17 protein-coding genes are annotated in these 26,211 nt (G+C 47.6%); 10 read left to right on the plus strand and 7 right to left on the minus strand.

Annotated elements, in window-relative coordinates:
- Positions 1 to 57: 57 nt before the first annotated feature.
- The 3 genes from A1OO_RS15410 to gcl form a co-directional block, all read right to left on the minus strand.
- Positions 58 to 948: a 2-hydroxy-3-oxopropionate reductase gene (locus tag A1OO_RS15410; RefSeq protein WP_016959317.1), complete on the minus strand. Its 891-nt coding sequence runs from the start codon at positions 946 to 948 to the stop codon at positions 58 to 60.
- A 1-nt stretch (position 949) separates the two neighbouring features.
- Entirely contained in the window at positions 950 to 1,741 is a 792-nt protein-coding gene (hyi, locus tag A1OO_RS15415; protein ID WP_016959316.1) for a hydroxypyruvate isomerase, read from the minus strand.
- 67 nt (positions 1,742 to 1,808) lie between these two features.
- Positions 1,809 to 3,587 carry a glyoxylate carboligase gene (gcl, locus tag A1OO_RS15420; RefSeq protein ID WP_017003555.1) on the minus strand — a complete coding sequence of 593 codons (1,779 nt, stop codon included), beginning with the start codon at positions 3,585 to 3,587 and terminating at the stop codon, positions 1,809 to 1,811.
- Positions 3,588 to 3,877: 290 nt separating this feature from the next.
- Here gcl and aceB point away from each other — a divergent pair, with 290 nt between their 5' ends.
- The 7 genes from aceB to guaD all read left to right on the plus strand — a co-directional run bounded on the left by aceB (position 3,878) and on the right by guaD (position 13,527).
- Positions 3,878 to 5,524: a malate synthase A gene (aceB, locus tag A1OO_RS15425; protein WP_017003556.1), complete on the plus strand. Its 1,647-nt coding sequence runs from the start codon at positions 3,878 to 3,880 to the stop codon at positions 5,522 to 5,524.
- Between the two features lie 56 nt (positions 5,525 to 5,580).
- Positions 5,581 to 6,024 carry a GlcG/HbpS family heme-binding protein gene (locus A1OO_RS15430; RefSeq protein WP_017003557.1) on the plus strand — a complete coding sequence of 148 codons (444 nt, stop codon included), beginning with the start codon at positions 5,581 to 5,583 and terminating at the stop codon, positions 6,022 to 6,024.
- Between the two features lie 350 nt (positions 6,025 to 6,374).
- Positions 6,375 to 7,109, plus strand: a complete 735-nt coding sequence (locus tag A1OO_RS15435) for a GntR family transcriptional regulator (protein ID WP_017003558.1) — start codon at positions 6,375 to 6,377, stop codon at positions 7,107 to 7,109.
- Positions 7,110 to 7,442: 333 nt separating this feature from the next.
- Positions 7,443 to 8,897, plus strand: coding sequence for a xanthine dehydrogenase small subunit (gene xdhA, locus A1OO_RS15440; protein ID WP_017003559.1), 1,455 nt, complete (start codon positions 7,443 to 7,445; stop codon positions 8,895 to 8,897).
- On the plus strand, positions 8,887 to 11,274 hold the full coding sequence (xdhB, locus tag A1OO_RS15445) for a xanthine dehydrogenase molybdopterin binding subunit (RefSeq protein ID WP_017003560.1): 2,388 nt from the start codon (positions 8,887 to 8,889) through the stop codon (positions 11,272 to 11,274). The genes xdhA and xdhB overlap by 11 nt, the downstream gene beginning before the upstream one ends.
- A gap of 35 nt (positions 11,275 to 11,309) precedes the next feature.
- Positions 11,310 to 12,197 carry a xanthine dehydrogenase accessory protein XdhC gene (xdhC, locus tag A1OO_RS15450; RefSeq protein WP_017003561.1) on the plus strand — a complete coding sequence of 296 codons (888 nt, stop codon included), beginning with the start codon at positions 11,310 to 11,312 and terminating at the stop codon, positions 12,195 to 12,197.
- Between the two features lie 4 nt (positions 12,198 to 12,201).
- Entirely contained in the window at positions 12,202 to 13,527 is a 1,326-nt protein-coding gene (gene guaD / locus A1OO_RS15455; protein ID WP_017003562.1) for a guanine deaminase, read from the plus strand.
- 146 nt (positions 13,528 to 13,673) lie between these two features.
- Here guaD and A1OO_RS15460 read toward each other — a convergent pair whose 3' ends face one another.
- Together A1OO_RS15460 and A1OO_RS15465 are read right to left on the minus strand one after the other, a co-directional pair.
- The gene (locus tag A1OO_RS15460) at positions 13,674 to 17,198 is read right to left on the minus strand and encodes a glycosyl hydrolase (protein WP_035008586.1); all 3,525 of its coding nucleotides are present in this window, start codon (positions 17,196 to 17,198) and stop codon (positions 13,674 to 13,676) included.
- A 276-nt stretch (positions 17,199 to 17,474) separates the two neighbouring features.
- On the minus strand, positions 17,475 to 18,797 hold the full coding sequence (locus tag A1OO_RS15465; RefSeq protein WP_017003564.1) for a DEAD/DEAH box helicase: 1,323 nt from the start codon (positions 18,795 to 18,797) through the stop codon (positions 17,475 to 17,477).
- Between the two features lie 233 nt (positions 18,798 to 19,030).
- Between A1OO_RS15465 and A1OO_RS15470 the strand changes: the two genes are divergently transcribed.
- The 3 genes from A1OO_RS15470 (at position 19,031) to nhaA (ending at position 21,567) form a co-directional block, all read left to right on the plus strand.
- Positions 19,031 to 19,552, plus strand: coding sequence for an NUDIX hydrolase (locus tag A1OO_RS15470; protein WP_017003565.1), 522 nt, complete (start codon positions 19,031 to 19,033; stop codon positions 19,550 to 19,552).
- Between the two features lie 194 nt (positions 19,553 to 19,746).
- The gene (locus tag A1OO_RS15475) at positions 19,747 to 20,223 is read left to right on the plus strand and encodes a PaaI family thioesterase (RefSeq protein WP_017003566.1); all 477 of its coding nucleotides are present in this window, start codon (positions 19,747 to 19,749) and stop codon (positions 20,221 to 20,223) included.
- A 132-nt stretch (positions 20,224 to 20,355) separates the two neighbouring features.
- Positions 20,356 to 21,567 (plus strand): Na+/H+ antiporter NhaA, encoded by a 1,212-nt coding sequence (gene nhaA / locus A1OO_RS15480; protein ID WP_026023889.1) that lies wholly within the window; start codon positions 20,356 to 20,358, stop codon positions 21,565 to 21,567.
- 423 nt (positions 21,568 to 21,990) lie between these two features.
- Here nhaA and A1OO_RS15485 read toward each other — a convergent pair whose 3' ends face one another.
- Entirely contained in the window at positions 21,991 to 25,059 is a 3,069-nt protein-coding gene (locus tag A1OO_RS15485) for an efflux RND transporter permease subunit (RefSeq protein WP_016960237.1), read from the minus strand.
- Complete coding sequence (locus tag A1OO_RS15490; RefSeq protein ID WP_017003568.1) at positions 25,059 to 26,210, minus strand: efflux RND transporter periplasmic adaptor subunit; 1,152 nt, start codon at positions 26,208 to 26,210, stop codon at positions 25,059 to 25,061. The genes A1OO_RS15485 and A1OO_RS15490 overlap by 1 nt, the downstream gene beginning before the upstream one ends.
- Between the last annotated feature and the right edge of the window lies 1 nt (position 26,211).

The raw sequence follows: 26,211 nt of genomic DNA on the forward strand, positions 1-26,211 counted from the left end.
AAATATCAAAGGACCGATATGATATCTAAAACAAAACTCGGCAAAGCTTAAACCATGCTACTCGCCGCGAATATTGTGGCTTGAAAGGGATTCAATGGCTTTGATCAGCGCGGAATGATCCCAATCCTCACCGCCTTGTTCTGCGCACAAGCCAAAGAGATCTTGGGCTGATTGGGTATTGGGCAATGCGACACCCAGTGTCTTGGCTCCCGTTAAAGCGAGATTCAAATCTTTCTGGTGAAGGCGAATTCTAAATCCGGGGTCAAAAGTACCTTTCACCATGCGCTCCCCGTGTACTTCCAGCACTTTGGAATTGGCAAAACCGCCAAGCAAGGCGTTGCGAATACGTGCTGGATCGGCACCTGCTTTGGAAGCAAATACCAACGCTTCCGACACCGCCTCTATGTTCAACGCGACAATGATTTGGTTGGCCACTTTGCACACTTGCCCAGCGCCGCAGTCACCCACCAAATTGATGTTTTGACCCATGGCACCGAACAAAGGCAATGCTTTCTCGAAATCAGTTTCAGCGCCACCCACCATGATAGTCAGCGTGGCATTGATTGCCCCCACTTCTCCGCCAGACACGGGCGCATCTAAATACGCTGCGCCGCTTTCTTTTACGCGAGCAGCAAACTGCTTAGTTTCTAGCGGTGAAATTGAGCTCATGTCGATCACGGTTTTCGATGCATCTAACGCGGGCTCAATCCCTTCTGCGCCGAACAGTACCTCATCAACCTGCGGCGTATCAGGCACCATAATGATGATGAAATCTGCACCCTGAACGGCTTCTCGATGGGTGGCGAAGGTTATAGCGCCTCCTTCTTTCAAGCTGGTTGGTGCTGAAGAGCGACGTTCAGAAAGATGGAGTTGATAGCCCGCTTTTTGCAGATTCTCTGCCATGGGTTTGCCCATGATGCCCGTGCCAATAAATGCAATTGTCGTCATGCTATGACTCCTTATTCTGTTGGTAGTCCGCTAACCATTTCAGCCCTTCGTGGGTTGTGGTGGCGGGTTTGTACTCGCAGCCCACCCAACCTTGGTAGCCAATGCTGTCGATATGATTAAACAGGAAATGGTAATTCAGTTCGCCCGTTCCTGGCTCATGTCGACCTGGGTTATCCGCGATTTGAATATGACCAATGCGATTGAGTGAGGAAGTCATCGTTTGGGCGATATCGCCTTCCATGATTTGCATGTGGTAGATGTCGTATTGCAGTGAAATGTTGTCACTGCCCACCGCATCACAAATCCTCAATGCCTGTTGGGTATTGGTGAGCGCAAAGCCCGGAATGTCACGGGTGTTAATGGCTTCAATCACTAGCCTTATTCCCGCGTTTACCAACTGTTCATTGGCAAATTTCAGGTTCTCAATCAGGGTCGCTTCTGCGTCTTCTTGAGTGACGCCTTGGGGCACAATGCCTGCCAGACAGTTTACTTGGTCACATTCAAGTGCCTTGGCATATTCAATCGCGGTGGCAACGCCTGCGCGAAACTCATCGACTCGCGATGGGTCAGCAGCAATCCCGCGGTCGCCATTGTCCCAATCACCCGATGGGAGGTTGAATAGCACTTGTTTCAGCTGGTTTCGATCAAGTTCTGCTTTAAGTTCCTTTGCGTTAAACGCATAGGGAAACAAGTACTCCACGCCTTTGAATCCGAACTCTGCCGCGGCACTGAAGCGCTCAACAAATGGCAGTTCGTTAAATAGCATGGATAAATTGGCAGCAAGCTTTGGCATATCAATCTCCTTATCTCTGTGTTCTTTGTTCTTGCTTCTTGATGTTGTATTTGCGCTGTGCAAACACTTATCTGTCTTGCGCCGCCAAAGCGGTGGGAGCGTCAGCTATGGATTCCGCCAACGATTCGAATTCATTCACGGCATCGATTTCAGCGCCCATGGAAATGTTGGTGACCTTCTCCAGAATGATTTCCACCACAACGGGAACGCTGTGTTTTGCCATTAGTGCTTTCGCTTGTTCTAGTGCAGGCGCAATCAGATCAGGGTCTCTGACTCTTATCGCCTTACAGCCCAAGCCCTCTACGACAGCAACATGGTCGACACCATAATCGGCCAATTCTGGCGAATTCTGATTTTCGAAGGCCAGTTGTACGCAGTAATCAATATCGAATTGACGCTGCGCCTGTCGGATTAATCCAAGGTATGAGTTATTCACCAATACGTGGATATAGGGAAGCTTGAACTGTGCACCGACAGCTAACTCTTCGATCATGAACTGAAAATCGTAATCGCCTGAAATCGCGACGATTTGACGCTCGGGGTCGGCAGCGCGAACGCCTAAGGCCGCAGGTACTGTCCAACCTAAAGGCCCAGCCTGACCACAGTTAATCCAGTGGCGAGGTTTATAAACATGCAGGAACTGCGCGGCGGCAATTTGTGAAAGACCAATGGTGCTGACGTAGCAAGTCTCTCGGTCAAATACGCGGTTCATTTCTTCGTAAACACGCATGGGTTTGACTGGCTGTTCGGTGTAATGGGTTTTACGCAGCATAGTGGCTTTACGCTGCTGACAATCACTCACCCAAGCGCTGTGATCGTTCAGGCGACCTTGAGATTTCCATTCTTTGGCGACCTCAACGAGTTGGGACAAAGCTGCATAGGCGTCAGACACGATGCCGAGATCCGGACAGAAAACACGGCCAATTTGCGTCGGTTCAATGTCGATGTGAACAAATTTTCTGCCTTCGGTATAAACATCAACCGATCCCGTATGGCGATTCGCCCAACGATTGCCAACGCCAAACACCAAATCAGACGCCAACATGGATGCATTGCCGTAGCGGTGAGACGTTTGAAGCCCCACCATGCCCGCCATAAGTTCATGATCATCCGCGATACTTCCCCATCCCATTAAAGTAGGAATAACCGGTACGCCGAGAATTTCCGCAAACGCTTGCAACAGCTCAGACGCATTGGCATTAATCACACCGCCGCCTGACACAATTAATGGCCGCTCTGCTTCATTGAGCATTTTCAACGCCATTTCCGCTTGATGGCGTGTCATCGCAGGTTTGTAGGGGTCAAGAGGCTCATAGCTATCAATATCGAATTCGATCTCAGCCAGCTGAACATCCAAAGGCAGGTCTATCAACACAGGACCAGGACGACCAGAACGCATCACCTGAAAAGCATGCTGAATCGCCCGAGGGACTTGTGCTGGCTCCATCACGGTTGAACACCATTTGGTGACAGGACGCGCTATCGATTCTATGTCTACCGCTTGAAAATCTTCTTTATGTAGACGCGCTCTTGGTGCCTGCCCTGTAATACATAAGATGGGTATGGAATCAGCCTGCGCAGAATAAAGCCCCGTGATCATATCGGTGCCTGCTGGGCCAGATGTGCCAATACAAACGCCGATATTTCCTGCATTTGCTCGCGTGTAGCCTTCAGCCATGTGCGATGCGCCTTCAACATGGCGAGCGAGAATATGGTCAATCCCTCCCACTTTCTTCAATGCTGAATAAAAAGGGTTGATGGCAGCCCCCGGAACACCAAATGCTTTCACCACCCCTTCACGCTTTAACACTTCTATGGCTGCATCAATCGCTCTCATCTTTGCCATGAAAAACTCCTTTTGTATACAATTTAGAACTTAATTGTATTTTTAGATCGAATAAAATTTAACCGCAAGGGGTTTTTAACATTTACCCAACAAAAGAACGACGGTGAGTTACCTTCAACGGCATCAGGCCTGGCATGGAGGGAGTGGTCTGACAACTTACGAAATATCAGAGATTAGAAGAAATCACTATTCACATCGCATTAACATTGTGCTTTTATTGTTCACTATAAAAAAAATTATAAAACACCATAATTAGAAAAATTGTATACATTAAACAAAGGACCTTACCGATGCATGACATTCAGAACAATCCAGAACATCAGCAAAAACAACGCCAAATACATCAACCCAACGCCGCTGCATCAAGGCTAGAGGTCATTGGTTCGCTTTTTAGCGAAGAGGCTAAAGCGATACTCAATAAAAAGGCATTAGCATTTTTGGAAACCCTGTGTGTGAATTTTGCGGGTGATCGGCAAACACTGCTCGATACACGAATAGCGAAACAGGCTGAATTTGACAGCGGATCACTGCCAGATTTTCGAGCCGATACGCAGCCTATTCGTGATGACCCGAACTGGAAAGTGGACGCAGTGCCTGATGCCCTGCTCGACCGCCGCGTTGAGATCACAGGCCCGATCGACCGAAAGATGGTGATTAATGCCCTCAACTCTGGGGCCAATGTTTTCATGTGCTGCTTTGAAGATGCAACGTCGCCGACATGGGAAAATATGGTCAATGGCCAAATCAACATGCGTGATGCGAATGCTGGCACGATTGCGTTCACCGAACCCAAAAACGGTAAGCACTATCAACTGATAGACAACCCTGCCACCATGATCCATCGCCCTCGTGGTTTGCACTTAGAAGAGGCGCACATTCTGTTTGATGGCAAGGCGATGCCGGCTAGTTTGATGGATTTTGGCCTGTACTTTTTCCATAACCACCAGAGCAGAAAAAACATAGGACAAGGCGTGTATTACTACCTGCCGAAACTCGAATCAATGGAAGAAGCCGCATGGTGGGAAGCCGTATTTGATTTTACGGAGCAATATTTCAACGCAGATAGCGGCACCATTAAAGCAACGGTTTTATTAGAAACACTGCCAGCCGTATTCCAGATGGAAGAGATTCTGTATGCCATGCGCAAGCACATCGTCGGTATGAATTGTGGCCGTTGGGATTACATTTTCAGCTACATCAAAACACTGAAAAACCATACTGACCGCATCCTGCCCGATCGTCATGCCATTGGTATGGATCAGCCGTTCCTTGAGGCATACAGCAAGCGTTTGATCCAGACCTGTCATCGTCGCGGGGCACTGGCTATTGGCGGCATGTCAGCGTTTATTCCTTCCAAAGATCCGGAAGAAATGGATCGCGTGACTAAGAAGGTTATCGATGACAAACGCCGAGAGGCCACCAATGGCCATGACGGCACTTGGGTTGCACACCCGCATTTGGTTTCTCTGGCACGCGAAGTGTTTGATCAATACCTTGATGGCTCTACTAATCAACGTCATTTCATTCCTGACGGCACATTCAATAGAGAAGCATTACTTCGCCCAAGCCGAGGGCCGAAAGATGAGCAAGGGGTAAGAAAAAATATCCGAATCGCGGTGCTTTACATGGAATCGTGGCTTCGCGGCGTCGGCTGTGTGCCTATTTATGGAATGATGGAAGATGCCGCCACCGCAGAAATTTCTCGCGCAAATATTTGGCAATGGTTGAAACACAACGTGTCGTTAGATGACGGGCGCACTTTTACCACTGAGATGTTTAGAGAATGGTTGGATCAAGAAGTGGCTGAAATGAAAGCATCTTCAGATGACCCCAACAGCAGGAAATTCGATCAAGCGTCTGATCTGTTTTTCACGCTTTCGACCGACAACCATTTTGCCGACTTTCTGACGATTCCTTGCTACGCAAAACTCGAATAACAAGCATTGGCGGCTTGCTTAACCCGTAGCCGCCCACAAAGTCTAGGAGACTTCCAATGGAAAATCTGACGATGATAAAAGCACTGGAAATTACCACTCAAGTATTTCTGGCGGCACAAAACCGAAAAACGGCTCCGCTCACTGTTGCCATATTGGACAAAGGCGGCGCGTTAATCTCGCTTCAGCGGCAAGATGGTTCCAGTATGATGCGCCCAGAAATTGCCATCGGCAAAGCGTGGGGAGCCTTAGCACTGGGTTGCTCATCAAGAAAGATTGCTGATGATGCGCAAGCAAGGCCAAATTTTATCTCGTCGATTTCCACGCTTGCTCAGGGCAATTTGGTGCCTGTTGCTGGCGGTGTTCTCATTCGTGATGAACACACCGAACTACTAGGTGCGGTGGGAGTTTCTGGCGACATTTCTGACACCGACGAAGCGGTTGCGATTGCAGGGATTATCGCAGCTAAATTGAACACAGATACGGCTCTCAATGCGCAGTAAATAGTGCGCAATTAGTCGACGCACAAACAAAACCCTTCAGGTTCCCTCCATTTGCGGGGGAGCGAAAACAACACCTATCAATGAATCATTACTGTACCCAAGCATCTTGATGTTGTTTGGGTACAGTCGAACCGCCGCAATCCCCAAATTCTCATCAATCTCCTGAATGGAACAGAACACGCACCGCAAACATAGGCGCAATCAATACAATAATTACGTCGATGTTGTACAATCACTTCAACTATTCTTATACAAACCAATAGTCAAAATTATCAATTTTTTTGCGTTCGCTTTCAGAACGTTATTTGACAGCTGGCTCACTCTTGGTGGGTCGTGAAAGGGATAACTGTATGACAGGGCTTCTCAAAGCTACCACAAAAAAAAGTAAACCGACGAACCCTAAAATGACACAAGATGACATCGTATACGGCCATATTTTCGATGCCATCCTCGAGCAACGTCTTCCGCCAGGAACCAAACTTAGCGAAGAAGCGTTGGGCGAGATCTTTGGTGTTAGCCGTACCATTATTCGTCGTGCACTGCTTCGCCTTTCTGTTGAGCAGGTCGTCAGCACGCGCCCGAACCGAGGTTCGATTGTCGCTTCACCATCTGTTAGCGAAGCACTGCAAATACTCAAGGCGCGTGACGTTATGGAACTCGCGATTGTTGAGCTTGCGGCTGAAAATGCCACCAGCGACCAAATCGCAAAGTGCCGTGCCATGGTTGCAGAAGAGCATGAAGCGATCGCGCTAAATGACACTGGCCGAAGCATTCGCCTTTCCGGAGAGTTTCACATTGAGCTGGCTGCGATGGCAGACAACCTTCCCTTGATGAGCTTCCAGCGCAGTTTGGTTTCCCAATGTTCTTTGATCATTGCGCTTTATGAATCAACCAAGCAACATAACTGTTCTTACGATGAACACACACAACTTCTTGATGCCATTGAAGCTCGCGATAAAGTGAAAGCGATGGCGTTGATGAAAACGCATCTCGACCACATCAAATCAAAACTTAACCTTCACGATGAAACCAACGCTCAAGATCTTCATGCCGTTTTTTCTAACGTGCTGAAAAAGAAAGCTTAAGTTCTGAGTCTAGATTCTACATATTGTCCCACTCTGTAGTGGGACAATCATGCCTCCCCCACATATTGCCCTTATCTTCCATTTCCTTCTCCGTTGTCACAAAACCAATTCCACCTATCGTTTCCGAGATTATGAAACGATCAAACTCACAAATTGTATACAATAATTAAAGACAATTTAAGATTCTAACAACCAAAAACACCAATTATCCATTGATTTATAATGATTTTCCTTTGTTAATTTTCACGATCAAACTTGTTAACGAAAAGTTGACCCATCGGTCAGAAATGACTAGTTTATAGACAATGGATTCGAAAGCGTCATGGAGGCAGTGTGATCCGTTTTCTCTTAAATCAAACCTTGCAGGAAGAAAAGGATATTTCTCCCAACCTGACTGTATTGAATTACCTTCGCGAACATGTGCGCAAGACAGGTACCAAGGAAGGATGTGGCTCCGGTGATTGCGGTGCATGCACCGTCGTGTTGGGTGAGGTGGTAGATTGCAAGCTTGAATACCGCAGCCTGAACGCCTGCCTCACCTTTGTTTCGGCACTTCACGGAAAACAGCTTATTACCGTGGAAGATCTTCGAACGAAAGAGGCGCTTCATCCCGTACAGAAAGCCATTGTCGATTTTCACGGCAGCCAATGCGGCTTCTGCACCCCCGGTTTTATCATGTCGATGTTCGCACTCACCAAAAACACACCGAACGCCGATAAAGAAGATACCTATGAAGCGCTCGCTGGCAATCTTTGTCGTTGCACGGGTTATCGCCCTATCGTTGAAGCGGCGTTATCACTCAGTCAAGAAGCGCCTATCCGCGATCAGTTCTCCGATTACGAGCGAGAGACCGTCGAAAAGCTCAATGCGATTGGTGAACCCGAACTTGAACACCATGCTGATGGCAAGACGGCTTTTACCCCGACGAACAGTGACGAACTTGCCAAAACCTTGATGGCACACCCCAATGCCAAACTGTTAGCAGGTGGCACTGACCTGGCGTTGGAAGTCACGCAATTTCATCGTGACATTGATAAGCTGATTTACCTCGGCCATGTCGATGACATCAAAACCGTGAACGAGACTGACACGCACATCGAAATCGGCGCCAATGTCCCGTTAACGGATGTGTATCGCGTGCTCGAACCTCACTACCCTGATTTCGGCGCACTGATCCAGCGTTTTGCTTCTCTGCAAATCCGCAACCAAGGCACAATTGGCGGCAATATTGCCAATGCTTCGCCGATTGGTGATGGGCCACCGTTGTTAATAGCGCTAGGTGCGACAATCACGCTTAGACGGGGAGAAACAGCACGTGAGATCGCGTTGGAAGATTTCTTCAAAGACTACAAAGTCACTGCGCTGCAAACCTCTGAGTTTATTCAGACGATTCGTGTACCCAAACCGTTGCCAGACCAAGTATTCAAAGCATACAAAATCTCCAAACGCTTTGATGATGATATCTCGGCGGTATGTGCTGCATTCCGCCTGAAATTCAACAGTGACACTGTCACAGAAGCACGCATGGCGTTTGGTGGAATGGCAGCCATTCCGGCTCGGGCCGTTAAGTGCGAACAGGCATTAGTCGGCAAACCGCTTTCTTTAAGTACAGTGCAAGCCGCCATGACTGCGATAGCCGATGACTTTTCTCCCATTTCTGACTTCAGAGCGACCAAAGAATATCGCGCTGAAACGGCAGCGAACCTGCTTTATCGACTGTACACCGAGTTGAACTATTCATCTGGCGGCAAAATGATTGAAACGAGGGTGATTCACTATGTCTCGTAAAACAACCCCCTCCATGACAATGGAAGAAATGACCACGCAGGCCAAAGCCGGACTAATGACAGGTGTCGGCAAATCCGTAAAGCATGAAAGTGCTGAGAAACAGGTTTCCGGTGAAGCACTGTATATTGATGACCGCGGCGAATTTCCCAATCAGCTCCACGTTTATGCGCTGATGAGTCCCCATGCGCATGCCAACATCACCAAATTGGATGTGACGCCCTGTTATAACGTGCCAGGTGTGCGTTCGGTGATCACTTCAAAAGATGTACCAGGCGAGTTGGATATTGGTCCTCTTCTCCCCGGCGACCCAATGCTGGCTGACGGTAAAGTCGTTTATGTCGGCCAACCCGTCATCGCCGTTGCCGCAGACAGTCTCGACAACGCCCGCAAAGGTGCGGAAGCCGCCATTGTTGAATACGAACGCTTGCCTGCCGCGCTAGATGTTGAAGAAGCATTGGCACAAGAACTGTTTGTGACTGACAGCCACACTCAAAAACGTGGTGATTCTGCCGCTGCCATCGCCAACGCTGATCACGTCTTAGAAGGATCGCTACACATTGGTGGTCAAGAACATTTCTACTTAGAAACGCAGGTTTCTAGTGTCGTTCCGACCGAAGATGGTGGCGTGATTGTCTATTGCTCCACCCAAAACCCGACTGAAGTGCAAAAGCTTGTGTCATCGGTTCTTGGTGTTCCTATGCACAACGTGCTGATTGATATGCGCCGAATGGGGGGTGGATTTGGTGGTAAAGAGACACAAGCTGCTGGCCCTGCCTGTATCGCAGCGGTTTTCGCCATTCAAACTGGTCAACCGGTGAAGTTCCGACTACCTCGTCGTGAAGACATGATGATGACAGGTAAACGTCACCCTTTCTTTAATCAGTACAAAGTCGGTTTTGATAACAATGGTTTGATTGAGGGAATCGATATTGTGGTGTCCGGTAATGCTGGGCATTCCCCGGATTTATCTCGCTCGATTGTCGATCGCGCCATGTTCCACTCAGACAACGCGTATTTTCTTGGCAATGCCACTGTCACAGGGCATTGCGTGAAAACCAACACCGCATCAAACACGGCTTATCGGGGATTCGGTGGCCCTCAAGGGATGATGACCATTGAACACGTGATGGACACCATCGCTTACCATCTCGGCAAAGATCCGCTCGATGTACGCAAAGCCAACTACTACGGCGCAGAAGGCGAAGGCCGTGATGAAACCCACTACTACCAGAAAGTGGAAGATAACTTTATCCACGAAATGACCACAGACTTGGAATCAGAGTGCGACTATCAAGCAAGACGAAAAGCCATTGCTGATTTCAACGCGAGTAGCCCGATCCTAAAAAAAGGCATTTCCATCACGCCTGTGAAGTTTGGGATCTCTTTTACGGCGACCTTCCTGAATCAAGCTGGCGCACTTGTGACCGTGTATACCGATGGCAGTATTAGCCTGAACCACGGTGGCACAGAAATGGGCCAAGGTTTGAACACCAAAGTGGCACAAATCGTCGCCGAAACCTTCAGCGTTGATATCAGCACGATTCAAGTGACCGCTACCAATACTGAAAAGGTGCCAAACGCTTCGCCCACAGCGGCCTCTTCAGGAACAGATCTTAACGGTAAAGCGGCACAGAATGCTGCGTTGATGATTAAAGAGCGCATGGTGAGTTTCGCCTCGTCGCATTTCGATGTTTCACCAGAGGCTGTGGTTTTCAGTAATGGCATAGTTTCCGTTGGCGACAAAAAGACGATGACTTTTGCCGATTTCACTGAGCTTTGCTGGTTTAACCAAATCTCACTGGCGGCGTCTGGTTTTTATCGCACACCGAAAATCTTTTACGATCACGAAAAAGCCCGTGGACGTCCCTTCTATTATTTTGCTTATGGCGTGTCTTGCTCTGAAGTGATTATTGATACGCTAACAGGGGAATACAAAGTGCTCCGTGCTGACATTCTTCACGACGTGGGGGCATCACTTAACCCAGCGATAGATGTCGGTCAGGTTGAAGGTGGATTTATTCAAGGCATGGGATGGCTGACAACGGAAGAATTGGTCTGGAACGACAAAGGCCAGCTGATGACTGCAGGCCCGGCAAGTTACAAGATCCCAGCTGTCGCTGACACGCCGGAAATCTTCAACACGCGTTTGGTCGAAAACCGCACTAACCCAGAAGACACGGTTTTCCACTCCAAAGCCGTGGGCGAACCCCCATTCATGTTAGCCATTTCGGTATGGAGCGCGATTCGCGATGCCATTATGAGTGTTGCTGAAGACGGGGAGATCCCACACCTTCCTTCCCCCGCCACACCCGAGCAGGTTTATCACACCATCAAACAGGCTCGCAAAGGTAAATCTGCCGCGGATTTTTCGCTCTAAGCAGATAACCCAGAACCATGGATTGGAGAACAGTGATGTTTAAAGACAATTGGATCCAGGCACTGGCTGACTTTGAAGCCAAAGGCACACCTTGTGTGATGGTTACAGTACTCGAAGACAAGGGCTCTGTGCCACGTGGCGCAGGCACGAAAATGCTGGTGACGGAAAACGAAGTCATTGCCACCATTGGTGGCGGGCATCTTGAGCATGTTGCAATGAAAGCCGCGCAAGAGATGCTAACGCACGGTGATAGCGAGATGAAAATCGAGCGGTTCAATCTAGGCGCAAGGCTGGGGCAATGCTGCGGTGGCATTGTCACACTGAGCTTCGAACCCATTGGACAACAACGACATATACTGGCTCTTTTCGGTGCTGGCCATGTTGCCAAAGCACTGGTTCATGTTCTCGCCACCCTGCCATTCAAGGTGATATGGATTGATGAGCGTGAAGCGCAATTTCCCGCTCAAATTCCTGACAACGTTGAAATGCGATTAACGGACGACCCCGTCGGGGAGGTGGCTAGCCTGCCAGCCAACAGCATGTATCTGGTGCTGACCCATAACCACCAGCTGGATTTTGATCTCTCTCGCGCCATCCTCAAACGCGGAGACAGCCGCTACTTCGGTTTGATTGGCTCACTGTCTAAGCGCAAACGTTTTGATTATCGCTTAAAAGAACGTGGATTTAACGATGACGCCATCAATACCATGATCTGCCCTATCGGTATCGAGGCGGTAAAAGGTAAACACCCCGCAGAAATCGCCGTTTCCGTCGCGGGCGAGCTTATCGCCTGCTACCAAGGTGAATACATCTCTAGCAAACGGGAGCATACGCCACAGAAACGGGCAGAAAAACTCTCTATTCTGAATACACAACCAAGCGAAAACCAAAACAATAAAAATAACGAGAAAATAAGGGCATAAAGGAATGAAAGACCCAAAAGCTCATCCTACAAGAGCCTTTCGCGCTGCTATTTTACACAGTCTTGCCAACCCAACGGACGTGGGTTTGGAAGATTCATACCAATATTTTGAAGACGGTATGCTGCTTGTCGCCGACGGTCACATTGTTAACGTCGGTCATGCAGAGGATATCCTTCCAATGCTTGATGCCAGTATTGAAGTTGTCGAGCTTGACGGCAAATTAATCATGCCGGGATTTATCGACACCCATATTCACTACCCGCAGACGGGTATGATTGCTGCCTATGGCGATCAACTGATCGATTGGCTGAACAACTATACCTTCCCTGAAGAAAGGCGCTTTGAAGACGATGACTATGCGCGAGATGTCGCGGTGCATTTTCTTGATGAACTGGCGCGAAACGGCACCACCACTGCACTCGTGTTTGGCACTGTGCATAAATCCTCTGTTGATGTATTTTTTCAAGAGGCAGAGAAGCGCAACCTGCGCATGATCGCGGGAAAAGTGTTGATGGACAGAAATGCGCCGGACGATCTGACCGACACACCCGAGTCTGGTTACGCCGACAGCAAAGCGCTGATAGAAAAGTGGCACAACAAAGGTCGACTTCATTACGCTATCACGCCACGTTTTGCGCCGACCAGTTCGTCTGAACAGCTTCGATTAGCCGGAAAACTGCGCCAAGAATATCCCGATGTTTACCTGCACACACATCTGTCTGAAAACCCGAAAGAGATAGAATGGGTGGCGGAGTTATTTCCAGACAGCAAAAACTATTTGGATGTTTACGACTCACACGGTTTGCTCTCGAATCGCTCAGTGTTTGCCCACGGCATTCATTTGTGCGAGCAAGAGTGCGCAAGACTGGCAGAAACCGATTCAGCGATTGCGTTCTGCCCCACGTCGAACTTGTTTTTAGGCTCGGGCTTGTTCCCTTTGTCGAAAATGGAACAAAGCGGAATTAAAGTAGGCATGGGGACAGATGTCGGTGCAGGCACCAGTTTTTCACTGCTTCAAACCATGAGCGAAGCCTATAAGGTGATGCAACTGCAAGGCGAGAAACTGCACCCACTAAAATCGTTGTATCAAGCCACGTTGGGCGGAGCAAAAGCACTCTCATTGGATAACGACATTGGTAACTTAGAGGTTGGGAAAGAAGCGGACTTTGTTATTATCGATCTTCATGCAACTCAACTGATGAAGTTTAGAATGGAGCACGCGGAATCATTGGAAGACAAACTGTTTGTGCTCATGACACTGGGCGATGATCGCGCCGTATTTGATACATACTCTTATGGGCAATCCGTGTATCCCGTCAATAACAGGTAGAATTTCTCATATCCCATTAACGAAGAATCTGTCTCATGTCTACGCTGAGACACTTAGCCTTTCGGCCAAAGCCTCCTCCTGATTGCCATTAAAAACTCAGCAGAATCAATTCCGCTGAGTTCAATGGAACGAAACCAAGAGTGACTCTAGTTGCCGTTAGCTGTTGTTGTGCGAATACCGAAACTGTTCGGTTGAACCGTAAGTACTACACCATCACTAAACTGAACCTGTTGCGTCGTACTCTCATAGTTATAAGCCATATACGTTAGCGTATCGCCTTTCTTGAACGCTACTGCTGTTGGGGAGTCGGCCGTTAACGCTCCTGTTCCCGTCATCAGATGCCCTAGCGCCTTCCATGTATGTATCCAATGGTAGGTATGCGCTTTCGATTCACCTTCTTCAGTGACATAGTTCGAGCCTCGCGTTTCATAATCTGCAATCGCAGCATCTGCATCTGTCATTGCCCATAGGTTCCACCAGATATCTCGCCAATGACCGTCTTGCAAACCCGACGCTTTTCCATTGCTGGACTCGGTTAAGCCAAGTTCAACATAATCTTCCATGTAGTCAGCGTGGAGGCCAACGTGGAAAACCAATGGATTGAGCGGCAGCCCTTGTATGCCAAGGATATGCGCGTAAGCGCCACTGAACCAGGTAGAAAAAACACCGCCCGTCCCCCAGATAATTGACGTTGTGATCTTGTCGTATCCCGGCGGGAAGTTATCGTAATCGTCCCCTTTGTTTGGATAAAGCGGTGAGCGATTACGATATCCATCAAGGTTGTTCCAATATTCCCAATACGCAGCACTTGATGAAGCATGCAAATACATGCCTTTATCAACGAGATCTTGGTCGCCCGTGATCATGCCGTATAGCACGATAGCACCGTATGAGTTGGCCGCTTCTGATGTCGATTCGTTGTTGTTGCCCAGTGCAAAGTTAGCGTGACCTGACGCCCATGAGAAGCCATTCGCAGGGTCGAAATTTCGAAGGTACGGGAACATATCATCCCCTTTGCTCGCTGCGTAATCACGGATCAATAACTCAACCATAGGGCCGTACTGATCCGCGCCACACCACGATTTATCAGTGCGACAAATTTCCGCAGCGGCACGCACGAAGTAGCCGTAATGGAAATGGTGATCGTTGAGTTGTTGGTGCGTACCGAACGACTCTTCAACGCCCAATAAGGTTGTCCAAGTTTCGTCGTAAACGAAATACCTTACCGTGTCCAAGCCACCGTTGGTGTCTGCACTAAACCAATCTTCCAGTTCAGATTTCAACCATACCGTCAGGGTGTTAGCTTCTGTTTCCATACCAATAGAACGGGCAATGGCAATCACTTCCGCCGCTTTACCGTAACTCTTACCTGACCAATAGGTGTCTGTGTATGGGTTCCATCCATTCGAGCCTTTGTTGACATATTCCGTCACCAAGCTGCGTAATGTTGTGTCGTTAACGTCCCCAACCGTGCTCGGAAGCGTCGGCAAGACACCAACAAATGGCATGGTGTAAGAAAACGCATTGGTTTGGCTGAACTTGATCACGCCACGCGCACTGCGCATTTTATGATCGGTCGTTGGCGCATTGCTGTTCTTCCAATGCATTGGATGCAAACCCGCCAATGTTTCAATCGGGCTGCCACTGGCATTAAGATAGCTATGCGTCACTGTTACTTGGTTATTGGCACGGTTAACTTCGTAATCAATTTCTACGTTACGGACAACTTGACGTGCCAACGCAGCAAACTCATTACTAACGGCATTACTTGGCACAGCAGTGCCCGGTAACAATGTAATGGTCGCTTCTTTCGCGCTGTTTATAACGGTAATTCGATTGCTCGTTTTCCCGGTGAAGGTGGTTGCACCCTCGCCCACAACCAAAAAGTTAGTGCGGTTTCCCGCTATGCTAGTCCAGATCCCCAGCATGTTGTTTGAATCTGCAAACGTGCCTTTTTCACCGCTGTTCGACCTCAGGGTTTTCAGCACTATGTCGCCATGAAACGCTTTCACATACACATAAGGCGAGCCATGTACAAAGGTGGCCTCCATAATTGGCGTCGTACCATTTCGCCATTCCACGGTCATTGCGCCATCGCTGTGATCTTTTAGGTAGCCTTCCATGTCGCTAAACTGCGAGTTGGCGATGGCAATACCATCAAAGACTTCATCGAACGGCGCTGGCACTGTGTATTCAAACTTATCAACCGCACCTCGTAGCCCACTGGGGATACCAAGCATTCTAAAACCGCGCTCAGAAATACGTGCACTAACAGGATCCGGTGTGATGTACCCTGCGCCGTTGGGGTCGCCAATACGCATTTCCCCTAAGAAAGACACTGAGCCCCACCATTTGTGTGTGGGCACAGGTTGATCTGAGAGTTCGGGAACAAGCTGAGGAAATATTTGAGTTGGCGTACCAATGTTTGAGCAAGATTCTACGCCAGGTTTCACAACACCTGCGTTAAATACCCAAAAGCCATGATCTTCGGCACAGCCATAGCCTTCAGGATTAAACGTATCTGAAATGCTGCCAGCGCCATACGGTGTGATGACATAGTCACCATTATAGGTGCTGCCGTTTCCAGCATTTTCATCTTCAACCAGATACACATCTGCCACCAGCACTGTGCCACTCCCTGAAAATTGAAGGCCAATCCACGTTAAATCGGCGAATGCTGGAAACGGAACCTGCATCTCAATCCAGCCATTGCTGAGTGCTGTGCCGGTATTAATCGCATAAGGCTTTTTATCTTCGGTGCTATTTACGCCCTGAATGGACACTTCAACTTGAGCCGCAAAAGTACTCTTCACTTTAAAACGAAGTTGGTTATACGCCGACGCATCAATAGCCTTTGCTGGATTTCGATTGCCCCACGCAAGTTCAGCATAAGGAACGCCATATCCCGTGCCGCTTGTTACCTGAATGGCGCGCTCATAGGTGGTGTCTGAGGGGGTTTTATTGATCGTTGAATTTGAACCCCAAGAGACAGCAGATTCAGCAAAATCGAATGAATCAGCATTCTCTGAATGGAAAACATAACCATTGGTATTTTCGGGGGTGCCATCACCGCCGTCTGTGCCATCGCCACCGTCTGTGCCATCACCGCTGTCTGTGCCATCGCCACCGTCTGTGCCATCACCGCCGTCTGTGCCATCACCACTGTCTGTGCCATCACCGCTGTCTGTGCCATCGCCACTGTCTGTGCCATCACCGCTGTCGGTGCCATCGCCACTGTCTGTGCCATCACCGCTGTCTGTGCCATCACCGCTGTCGGTGTTTTCTCCCCCGCCATCAGAGCCGCCTGACCCAGACTCCAAACCGTCAGTGGTGGTCGTTTTCTTGAGCTCAATATCTAGTGCACTATCCTCACCACCCACGGTGACGTTACGCACTAAATTGCCAAAATCATTGTGTGAGATAGCAAGTATGTAGTTGCCACTAGGAAGCGAGAATAACGCTTTGCCCGAAGTATCGGTGCGGTGGGTGTTGCCTGATACATCGACGATGGCATTGGAGACCGCTTGATTCGAATCCTGATCAGTTAACACCACACTTAACACGTATGTGATCGTCGTTTCTGAATTGGTTTCGTCACCATCGCTACCTCCGCCGCAGGCAGATAATAAAAATGATAGACAAAGGTAGGTGAAAATTCTGAAATTACTCAAAGGGATACATCCATTCGCTAAGAATCCAACCACTTTCTAATGCTCCATAAGCAATTTTGAAAGCGCTTTCTTTTCGTGGATTATATAGATGCCGGATATTCAATGGACATTGGTTCATCACAAATTAAGTGTTGTCGTCGCATTTATTGCTCACTCACGACATATGAACCATCCGAACCTTAAGTGAGACAGGCAAGGGATATCTACAATCCCAAACACAAAAATTAACCACAAAAAAAGCGCCTTAACAAAGGCGCTTTCTTATTCAATCGACGATTACTCTTCGACGGGCTTTTTCTTCTTAACCATAAAGACATCTTCACCCACAGACACACCTTGATAGAAGCTTTTATTGCGCTTCTTCGGTGCTGCTTTTTTAGAGGTTGGCTTATTGGTTTTCTTCGCTTGTGTCGGTTTCTTACTAAACGCTTTCTTACGTTGAGGCACCAGACCTTTAAACTTACCTTCCAACCCTTCAAAGGTCGCAAAGGTCATTTTCTTGTCAAGGAAGCCTTCAATGCTTTTGAAGCTGTTCCAGTCTTTCGGGCCAACGAAAGAAATCGCGATACCTTTATTACCAGCACGACCTGTACGGCCAATACGGTGAACATATTCTTCGGAGTGCTTAGGCATATCAAAGTTCACAACATGCGAAACGTTTGAAATGTCCAAGCCACGCGATGCCAGATCTGTTGTGACCAACACTCGATGCAAGCCGCGCTCAAACTCATTCATGATGCGGTTACGCGCACTTTGGCTCATCTCGCCGCTCAGTGCAACAGCCTTGATGCCACGCTCTACAAACATGTTTGCCAAACGTTCAGTATCTGCTCGCGTTGCAGTAAATACCATTAGCTGTTGATATTCTTCTTCTGCTAACACGCGATCCAGCAATGCTTGCTTGTGATCTAGGTGGTCACATAGATAGAAGCGCTGCTCGATATCTTTGTGTTCTTCGTTAACAAAACCAATCGCTACGCGCTTTGGTTCATTCAACATGTCAGCGGCAATGTCATTGACTTGGCGATGATCAAGCGTTGCAGAGAACATCAGCGTTTGACGACGACGGTGACCCGCTGCATCGTTAATCGCTTTAAGCTGGGGTGCAAAGCCCAAATCCAACATGCGGTCGGCTTCATCAAGGATCAACATTTCCAAACCTTCTAGGCTTAGATGACGATGCTCAAGGTGGTCAGCAAGACGACCAGGGGTCGCAACCACGAACACTGGGTCTTTACGAAATTCTTTCGCTTGATCATTGAAGTTCTCACCACCAAGGATCAACACGGCTTTGTATTGTGTGCCCGCAATCAATTTACGCAGCTCACCATATACTTGTTTTGCCAATTCACGAGTAGGTGCAAGCACAACAACACGTGGATCACGGCGGGTTAACGCCTTGACGCGCATCACGCGCTGCATCGCTGGGAGCAAGAAGGCCAGTGTTTTACCTGAGCCCGTTTTAGACGACGCCAACAAATCTTTCCCTGCATTTACAACAGGAATGGCGGATGCCTGAACATCTGTCGCGGAATCAAATCCCCAGTGTTCAATTGTTTTTAGCAGGCGCTTGTCTAAACCCAGGTCTTCAAATTGCAAGGTGATACTCCAATGTTTCTTTATATACAGGCCGTTACTGCGTATTCGTTATACTTATCAACGCAAAGTGACGCCCCACAGAAATAGGCGCGGATCTTATCATATTTCTTCATTACCACACATTTTTATTGTGCGTGATCACACTTTCACCGACAACCAGCATCTATCCATCGGTATTTCTCTTTTTGACAGGTAGCGTGGGGGTCAAACTAGTCATACCGAGAAACCAATTAATGCCAACATCCAGCCCACTATATGCTTGGAAACGCTTTACGCTTGAAGAACGCGAACACACTTTTCCAAACGGATTAGTGACCTCGCACATCACCCTTACCCATCCTGGTGCCGTGCTTATCCTGCCAGTGGCGAATGACGGTAAATTGGTCATGATTCACCAATACCGTCCATCTATCGATCGTTGGATTTACGAGTTTCCCGCAGGCACCATGGAATTAAACGAATCACCTGATGTGTGTGCAAAACGTGAACTTGCCGAAGAAGTGCAATTAGCAGCCTCTGAGTGGCACAAGATTGGCGAATCACTGCCTGCTCCTGGATTTTGCGATGAAACCCAGTATTTGTATGTGGCAAAACAGGTTTCAGACTGTGAAGGCGAACTGGACGACGACGAAGTGCTTGAAGTGGTGCATTTCCCTGTTGATGAAGTGGCTCGTATGATAGCCAACAACGACATTCAAGATAGCAAAACCATTGTGGCATTTTGCCGCGCTCAACTTTTAGGGCTGATACGCTGATAATTCCTAGTCCAGTGTCTCTTTGCTTTTTTGTATCAACGCTGACTACCTTTCCCTTCGACCTACGCCACCTCACATGGCTAAGGTAATCGGCACGTCGATCACAACGTGCCTTTTAAACAAAGTGTTAACATTGACATCCGACCAGTTGAACAATTAACGTGAGTGAAGCAATTTCAACTCAAGGAAGAACAATGAAACAGACTCTTGCCCATGCTAACCGAATGCTAAAACTATTCGGATTCTTCAAAGTTCCTTTAATTTGGTATTGCCGCCCTAAAATTCTTGTGCTCAACGAAGAGCGCGTTCAAATTCGAATTCCACTCAAGCGAAGAAACAAAAATCACCTGAACAGTATGTATTTCGGCGTTTTAGCGGTAGGTGCTGATGTGGCTGGCGGTTTTATGGCGATGAGTAAATCTGAGTCTCGAGGCAAGACAATATCACTTGCATTCAAATCAGTGACCGCTGAGTTCCTAAAGCGTCCAGAGGCTGATGTGATTTTCACATGTGACGACGGAAAACTCATCGATCAGATGCTAGATCAGACAATATCAAGCGGCGAGCGTGTCAATCAACCCGTCAGAATCACGGCAACATGCCCTTCCTTACATGGTGATGAACCGATGGCGATCTTTGATTTAACATTGTCAGTAAAAGCAATAAACTGAATTTTTCACACCACTTTGCTGGATACGCTAAAAAAATTCAATAAGTCTCTAAAATGAAATAACTATTTCTTTGCCCTTTTATTGTTTTCGTTATTAGACTTAAGTATTAAAGCGAATTTAGCGGAGTCTGTTTTGGGCAAAAAAATAAGCGACTTTTTCCAACTCGATACAGCGCCCGGCATCATCCTTATTGCCTCCGCTTTTTTAGCACTCATTATTGCTAATTCCGCCCTTGCTCCCTATTACCTCGCCCTTCTCGATACGCCTATTCACTTCAAAGTAGGTTCGCTAGATATCGAGAAAAATTTATTACTTTGGATCAATGATGGTTTGATGGCCATTTTCTTTTTGCTTATTGGCTTGGAAGTAAAGCGTGAGTTAATACAAGGCGCACTGCGCACTCGATCTAGAGCCATGTTCCCTTTGATCGCGGCTGTTGGCGGAATGGTTTTTCCGGTGCTTATTTTTGTTTTGTTTAACGCAAACGACCCACAAGCATTGGGAGGCTGGGCAATACCTGCCGCTACAGATATCGCTTTTACATTGGGTGTATTGGCGTTGTTTGGAAAACGCGTTCCTGTGAGTTTAAAAGTGTTCCTACTTGCATTGGCGGTGATCGACGATCTTGGCGCGGTGATCATTATTGCACTGTTTTTTAGCAGTGATTTGTCTTTGCTAGCACTGTCCATTGCCGTTTTAGCTTCTGCCACTTTGTTCTACATGAATGCAAAAGGCGTTGCTCGATTGACGGGATATTTATTGGTTGGTGCGATTCTTTGGGTCGCGGTACTTAAATCAGGCGTACACGCCACTGTGGCGGGCGTTATTCTGGGCTTTGCCGTTCCACTAAAAATTAAACATCACCGCATCAGAAGCCCTTTGCGTTATCTTGAGCATGGCATCCACCCATGGAGTAGCTTCGTTATACTGCCGCTGTTTGCATTTGCCAACTCGGGCGTTCCAATGGAAAACTTCAACATGGGCATGATATCTGACCCCCTCCCTCTGGGTATTATTCTCGGATTGCTGTTAGGCAAGCCTGTAGGGATTTCCATCACCTGCTATGCATCAATCAAGTTAGGGATAGCCAGCTTGCCAAAGGGTGTTCAGTTTGCGCACATCATGGCGTCATCTATCTTATGCGGCATTGGTTTCACCATGTCGATATTCATCACCACTCTGGCCTTCCCTGGCGTCGATAATCACGCATTGGTCGACTTGTCTCGTATTTCTATTTTTATTGGATCGATATTGGCTGCGGTCTTGGGTTATCTGGCATTGAAATATGCTTTGCAGTTACAACCAAAACCGAACGCTGACGAGATTGAAGCAGAGCAAAAGTAGCGCCTTTCTAAATGGACATTAACAACTAGAACGCGACTTCTCATTCACTGGTAAATGATTTCCACCTCACTTGTAGACACAAAAATGTCACGCATTTTCTCCCCTTTTTTTGACTGTCATAAGTCAGAAGTTCTGCAAGTTTTCTGGCGTGTTTTTACCCCACCAAAGCCCAACTATTGACATTTATAGAAGCCGCATCACAGCAGTGTTCAAAGAGGAAACCTACCTAGTTATCAACTGTTTCTGTGGATAAAAAATCATTTATCCACATGCCGAAAATGAACAAAAGCCATTGATATTAAAGGAATTAATATAGTCCAGAAATAGATGCTGTTTTTCATGCAATTTTTCTTTGTGATTTTCGGCAAATAATAGACATGAAAAAGGCCTGCAATATACAGACCTTTTGACGGTGAATGTTACTTAGTCAGCAGCGAAATACTTCACTCTATAGAAGATTCGATAAAGCACCGGAACCACAATCAAAGTCAGTACTGTGGCAAAACCCAACCCGAACATGATGGTTACAGCCATTGGTTTAAAAAACACATCAGGCAAGAGTGGCAACATGCCAAGTACCGTGGTGATAGCTGCCATACAAACGGGACGAACACGGCTCACCGACGCGTCGACAATGGCAGTGTATGGCTCTTTTCCGCTTTCCATTTCAGTGTTGATTTGGTCAATCAAAACAATGCCATTCTTAATCAACATGCCCGATAAGCTCAAGAAGCCTAGCAATGCCATAAAGCCAAACGGCGTATTAAGCACCAACAAGCCAGTCGTGACACCAATAATAGCCAGAGGCACGGTTAACCAGACGATGAGTGAGTCCTTCACTGAGTTAAACAGAAATACCGTAATCAAGAACATGAACAGATAACCGAGAGGCATGGTAGTGAACAAGCTTTCCTGCGCATCGCCCGACGATTCATATTCTCCACCCCATTCGATGCTGTAGCCTTTAGGTAGTGGAATAGCTTCAATTTCTGGCTTGATACGTTTTAACAAGGTAGCCGCCGTCACATCTTTCAACGGATCGGGATCAGCAAATACCGTTAATGTACGCTTGCGATTTTCTCGCACAATAAGCGGGTCTTCCCAAATCAAATCGTAACCCAAAATAACCTGCTGCAGTGGGATAAAGTCATTGAGCACTGGGCTCCAAATTTTTATCCCTTCAATGGTTTTCACATCCACACGTTCAAGCTCTGGCAACCTGGCCACAATCGGCATCAAGGTGGTTCCATCGCGATAGACACCCACATTCAAACCTGAAAACGACATCATGAATAGGTCATCAACATCTGCTTTAGTAATGCCATAACGTCGGGCTTGGCTTTCATTAAACTCTGGTTGCAGAATTTTGGTTCGCTCTCTCCAATCATGACGAACATTCACCACATCAGGGTCGGCTTTTAATGTGTCGACTACCTTGGCGGCAATGGAACGCAGCACACTCGGATCTGAGCCGACAATGCGAGTCTCGATTTTTGAACCGCTAGAAGGCCCAAGTTCAATACGCTTTAGCTTGTACTGAATACCGGGGAATTCCTTATCAATGTGTGATCTTACGTCGGACATAGATGGTAATACTGCATCGTAGTCTGTCACTCGAACGATCAGTTCACCGTAGGCTGAGTAACTTTTTTCAGGTGCATAGGTCAGCATAAATCGCTGCGTACCTTTACCTGTGCTCGTTGATACGTATTTAACCGTAGGCTGTTCACTTACCCATGCTTCCAATGATGACAGTGTTTCTTGGGTTGCACGGATATCCGTTCCTTCTGGCATCCACACGTCCACCATATAAACAGGCGTTGTTGAAGACGGAAAGAACGACTGCTTAAGCAGCGTGAAACCATAAAGAGAGACGGCGAGTGCGACAGAAAGCACCAACACGGTGAGGTAAGCGCGACGCATACAAATATCAAGAAGCTTTGTATACACCACAAACAACACGCCGTTGTATGGATCACTTTCGCCATCACTCTCGCTGGCGCTTTGCTCTTTAAAAAACAGGTTGGCGAAAAATGGCGTCAAGGTAATTGCGGTAAACCAACTGAGCATCAGCGATATGAGTAATACGCTGAATAACGTACCGCAATACTCACCCGTGGAATCGCTCGACAATCCAATGGGGGCAAAGGCAGTGACAGAAATGACGGTTGCACCCAACAATGGCCACTTGGTCTGAGTGACAATGTCAGATGCTGCTTCTATTCTGGTTCGCCCTTTCTTCAACCCAATGAGTATGCCTTCCACCACCACAATGGCGTTATCCACCAGCATACCCAGCGCTATAACCAATGCACCAAGCGAAATGCGCTGCAAATCAATTTGGAAATACTTCATGAAGATAAAAGTACCCAAAACGGTAAGCAGCAATATCAAGCCAATCAGTAATCCCGACCTCAGCCCCATGAACAACAACAGCACCACGATCACAATTGCCACTGCTTGCGCTAGGCTCACAACAAAACCGTTAACGGATGTTTCCACTTCCACGGGTTGCGCATACACCACACCGATATCAATGCCGATAGGCTGATTTTCTTTTAATTCCGCCAAACGGCGATCGACCCGTTTTCCAACCTCCACAACATTGACCCCTTCGGCAAATGAAATGCCGAGGTTTAATGCCCTTTCTCCGTTGTATGAAAGTAAGTTGCTTGGTACGTCTTGATAACCACGGGTGATATCAGCGACATCCTTTAAGTAGATCAGACCACTGGAGCCAGCTTCATTGATGATGAGATTACCGAGTTCATCCACGCTTTTAAATTCGCCGGTTGGATGAATACGAATATATTCATCACCCACCCGTAATGCGCCCGCGTTACTCACCACGTTTTGCGTCGCTAAAAGGTTGTAAATGACTTGTGGCGATATCCCTAAGTTCGACAGACGCCGTATCGAAATTTCGATAAAAACTTGCTCTTGCTGGGAACCGGTAACTTGTACCTTGGCCACGCCATCAACCAGCTCAAGATCTCGCCGAAGAAAATCAACGTAATCCGTCAGTTCTTTCGATGAGTAGCCTTCACCTGTTATGGCCAGCAATACACCATATACGTCGCCAAAATCATCAATAACTTGCGGCGTATTCACGCCAGGAGGAAAACTGCCTTGAAGGTCGTTAACTTTGCGTCGCATTTCATCCCAGATTTGGGGTAGATCATCCGGTCCGTAATTGTTCTTCATTGTCACCGTGATTTGTGACAATCCACGACTGGAAATGGACGTCACTTCATCAACATACACCAGTTGCTGAACCGCTTTCTCTATTGGGTATGTGACTTCCTCTTCCACTTGCTGTGGCGTTGCTCCGGGGTAGCTTGTGACGATAAGGGCATCTTTCAGCGTAAACGCAGGATCTTCCAATTGGCCCAAGCCAAAGAAAGACGTCGTACCGCCAATAAGAAAGATCAGCGTCAGCATCCAACTAATGACTTTATTTTTTATAAAGTAACTCGCAATAGTCTGTTTCATCAGTTGGCGTCCCCTTCCATCAAGACATTGACGGGCTGCTTCGCGCGCAGTTTATTCACACCTGCAGACACCACTTTTTCACCCTTTGACAACCCATCTACCACTAAGACTCCCGTTGGTGTTAGCGCCCCCACGGTGACGTGTCGTTTTTCGACACGGTTGTCTTCACCCACTACCCACACAAACTTATTATCGCGGTTTAATCCATCGCCATCTTCATTGAAAAGCGTTTCCAGTGGGACTTCGAGAATGTTTGCCCGCTCTTTAACTAAGCCATTTTCTTTAACCACGACTTCGACGGTCATACCATCCAAAATGAACTTGTCTTCTGGCATTGGCATGGTCAAAGTCACCATGAAAGAACCTGTGGTGGGGTCAGGCTCAGCCGTAAACTCCTTAACCTTTGAGGTATATGTCTTTCCATCGTCCGTTTGCACACTTGGGTTAATCTCGCGAGAATTTTCTTCACGGGTTCGATCACCATGTCGAGTGAACATGACATCTGGAACTTGGAGACGCACATCCACTTGCGTGGCGTCATGGATATTCAGGATGGTTTGCCCAATGGCTACGTTCTCAAATTGCTCCACGGGAACACGGCTCACGACACCATCAACCGGTGCTTTTAGCGACGTGTAAGACAACTTAAGCTTTGCGATGTCCAGTTCGGCTTTTGCAATCTGACGTTGAGCTGCCAACTCATCAAACTGAGATTTAGCTAGCGAGCCTTTCTCGACAAGCGGTTTCGAGCGACGATACTGGCTGTCTGCAACATTGAACTTAGCCTGCGCATTGTCTGCCGCCAGTTTGTAATTGATTGGGTCGATAGTCGCGAGTACGGTACCCTTTGTGACTAACTCGCCAGGCTTAAAAAAGATCTTATCTACCTCTCCGGCTACCAAAAATGACAATGCTGCTTTATCAGCCGCTGAAGCGATGGCTGGGAAGTGCAACTTACTTTCTGAATCATTCTCACCAACCTCGAGCACTTCCACATTTTGGACAGGGACTTGTGAAGAAATTGGCGGCTCCGTGCACGCTGCTAAAACGAAGAGCGCGATGAGTGGCAGTGCTGCATATTTCACTGGTGTTCCTATAAAATGGATGCTGTAGGAAGACGAGTCATGTTTTTCTTTATATTTGTTTTCCATT

The organism is Enterovibrio norvegicus FF-33, from assembly GCF_000286835.2.
Taxonomy (GTDB): Bacteria; Pseudomonadota; Gammaproteobacteria; order Enterobacterales; family Vibrionaceae; genus Enterovibrio; species Enterovibrio norvegicus_A.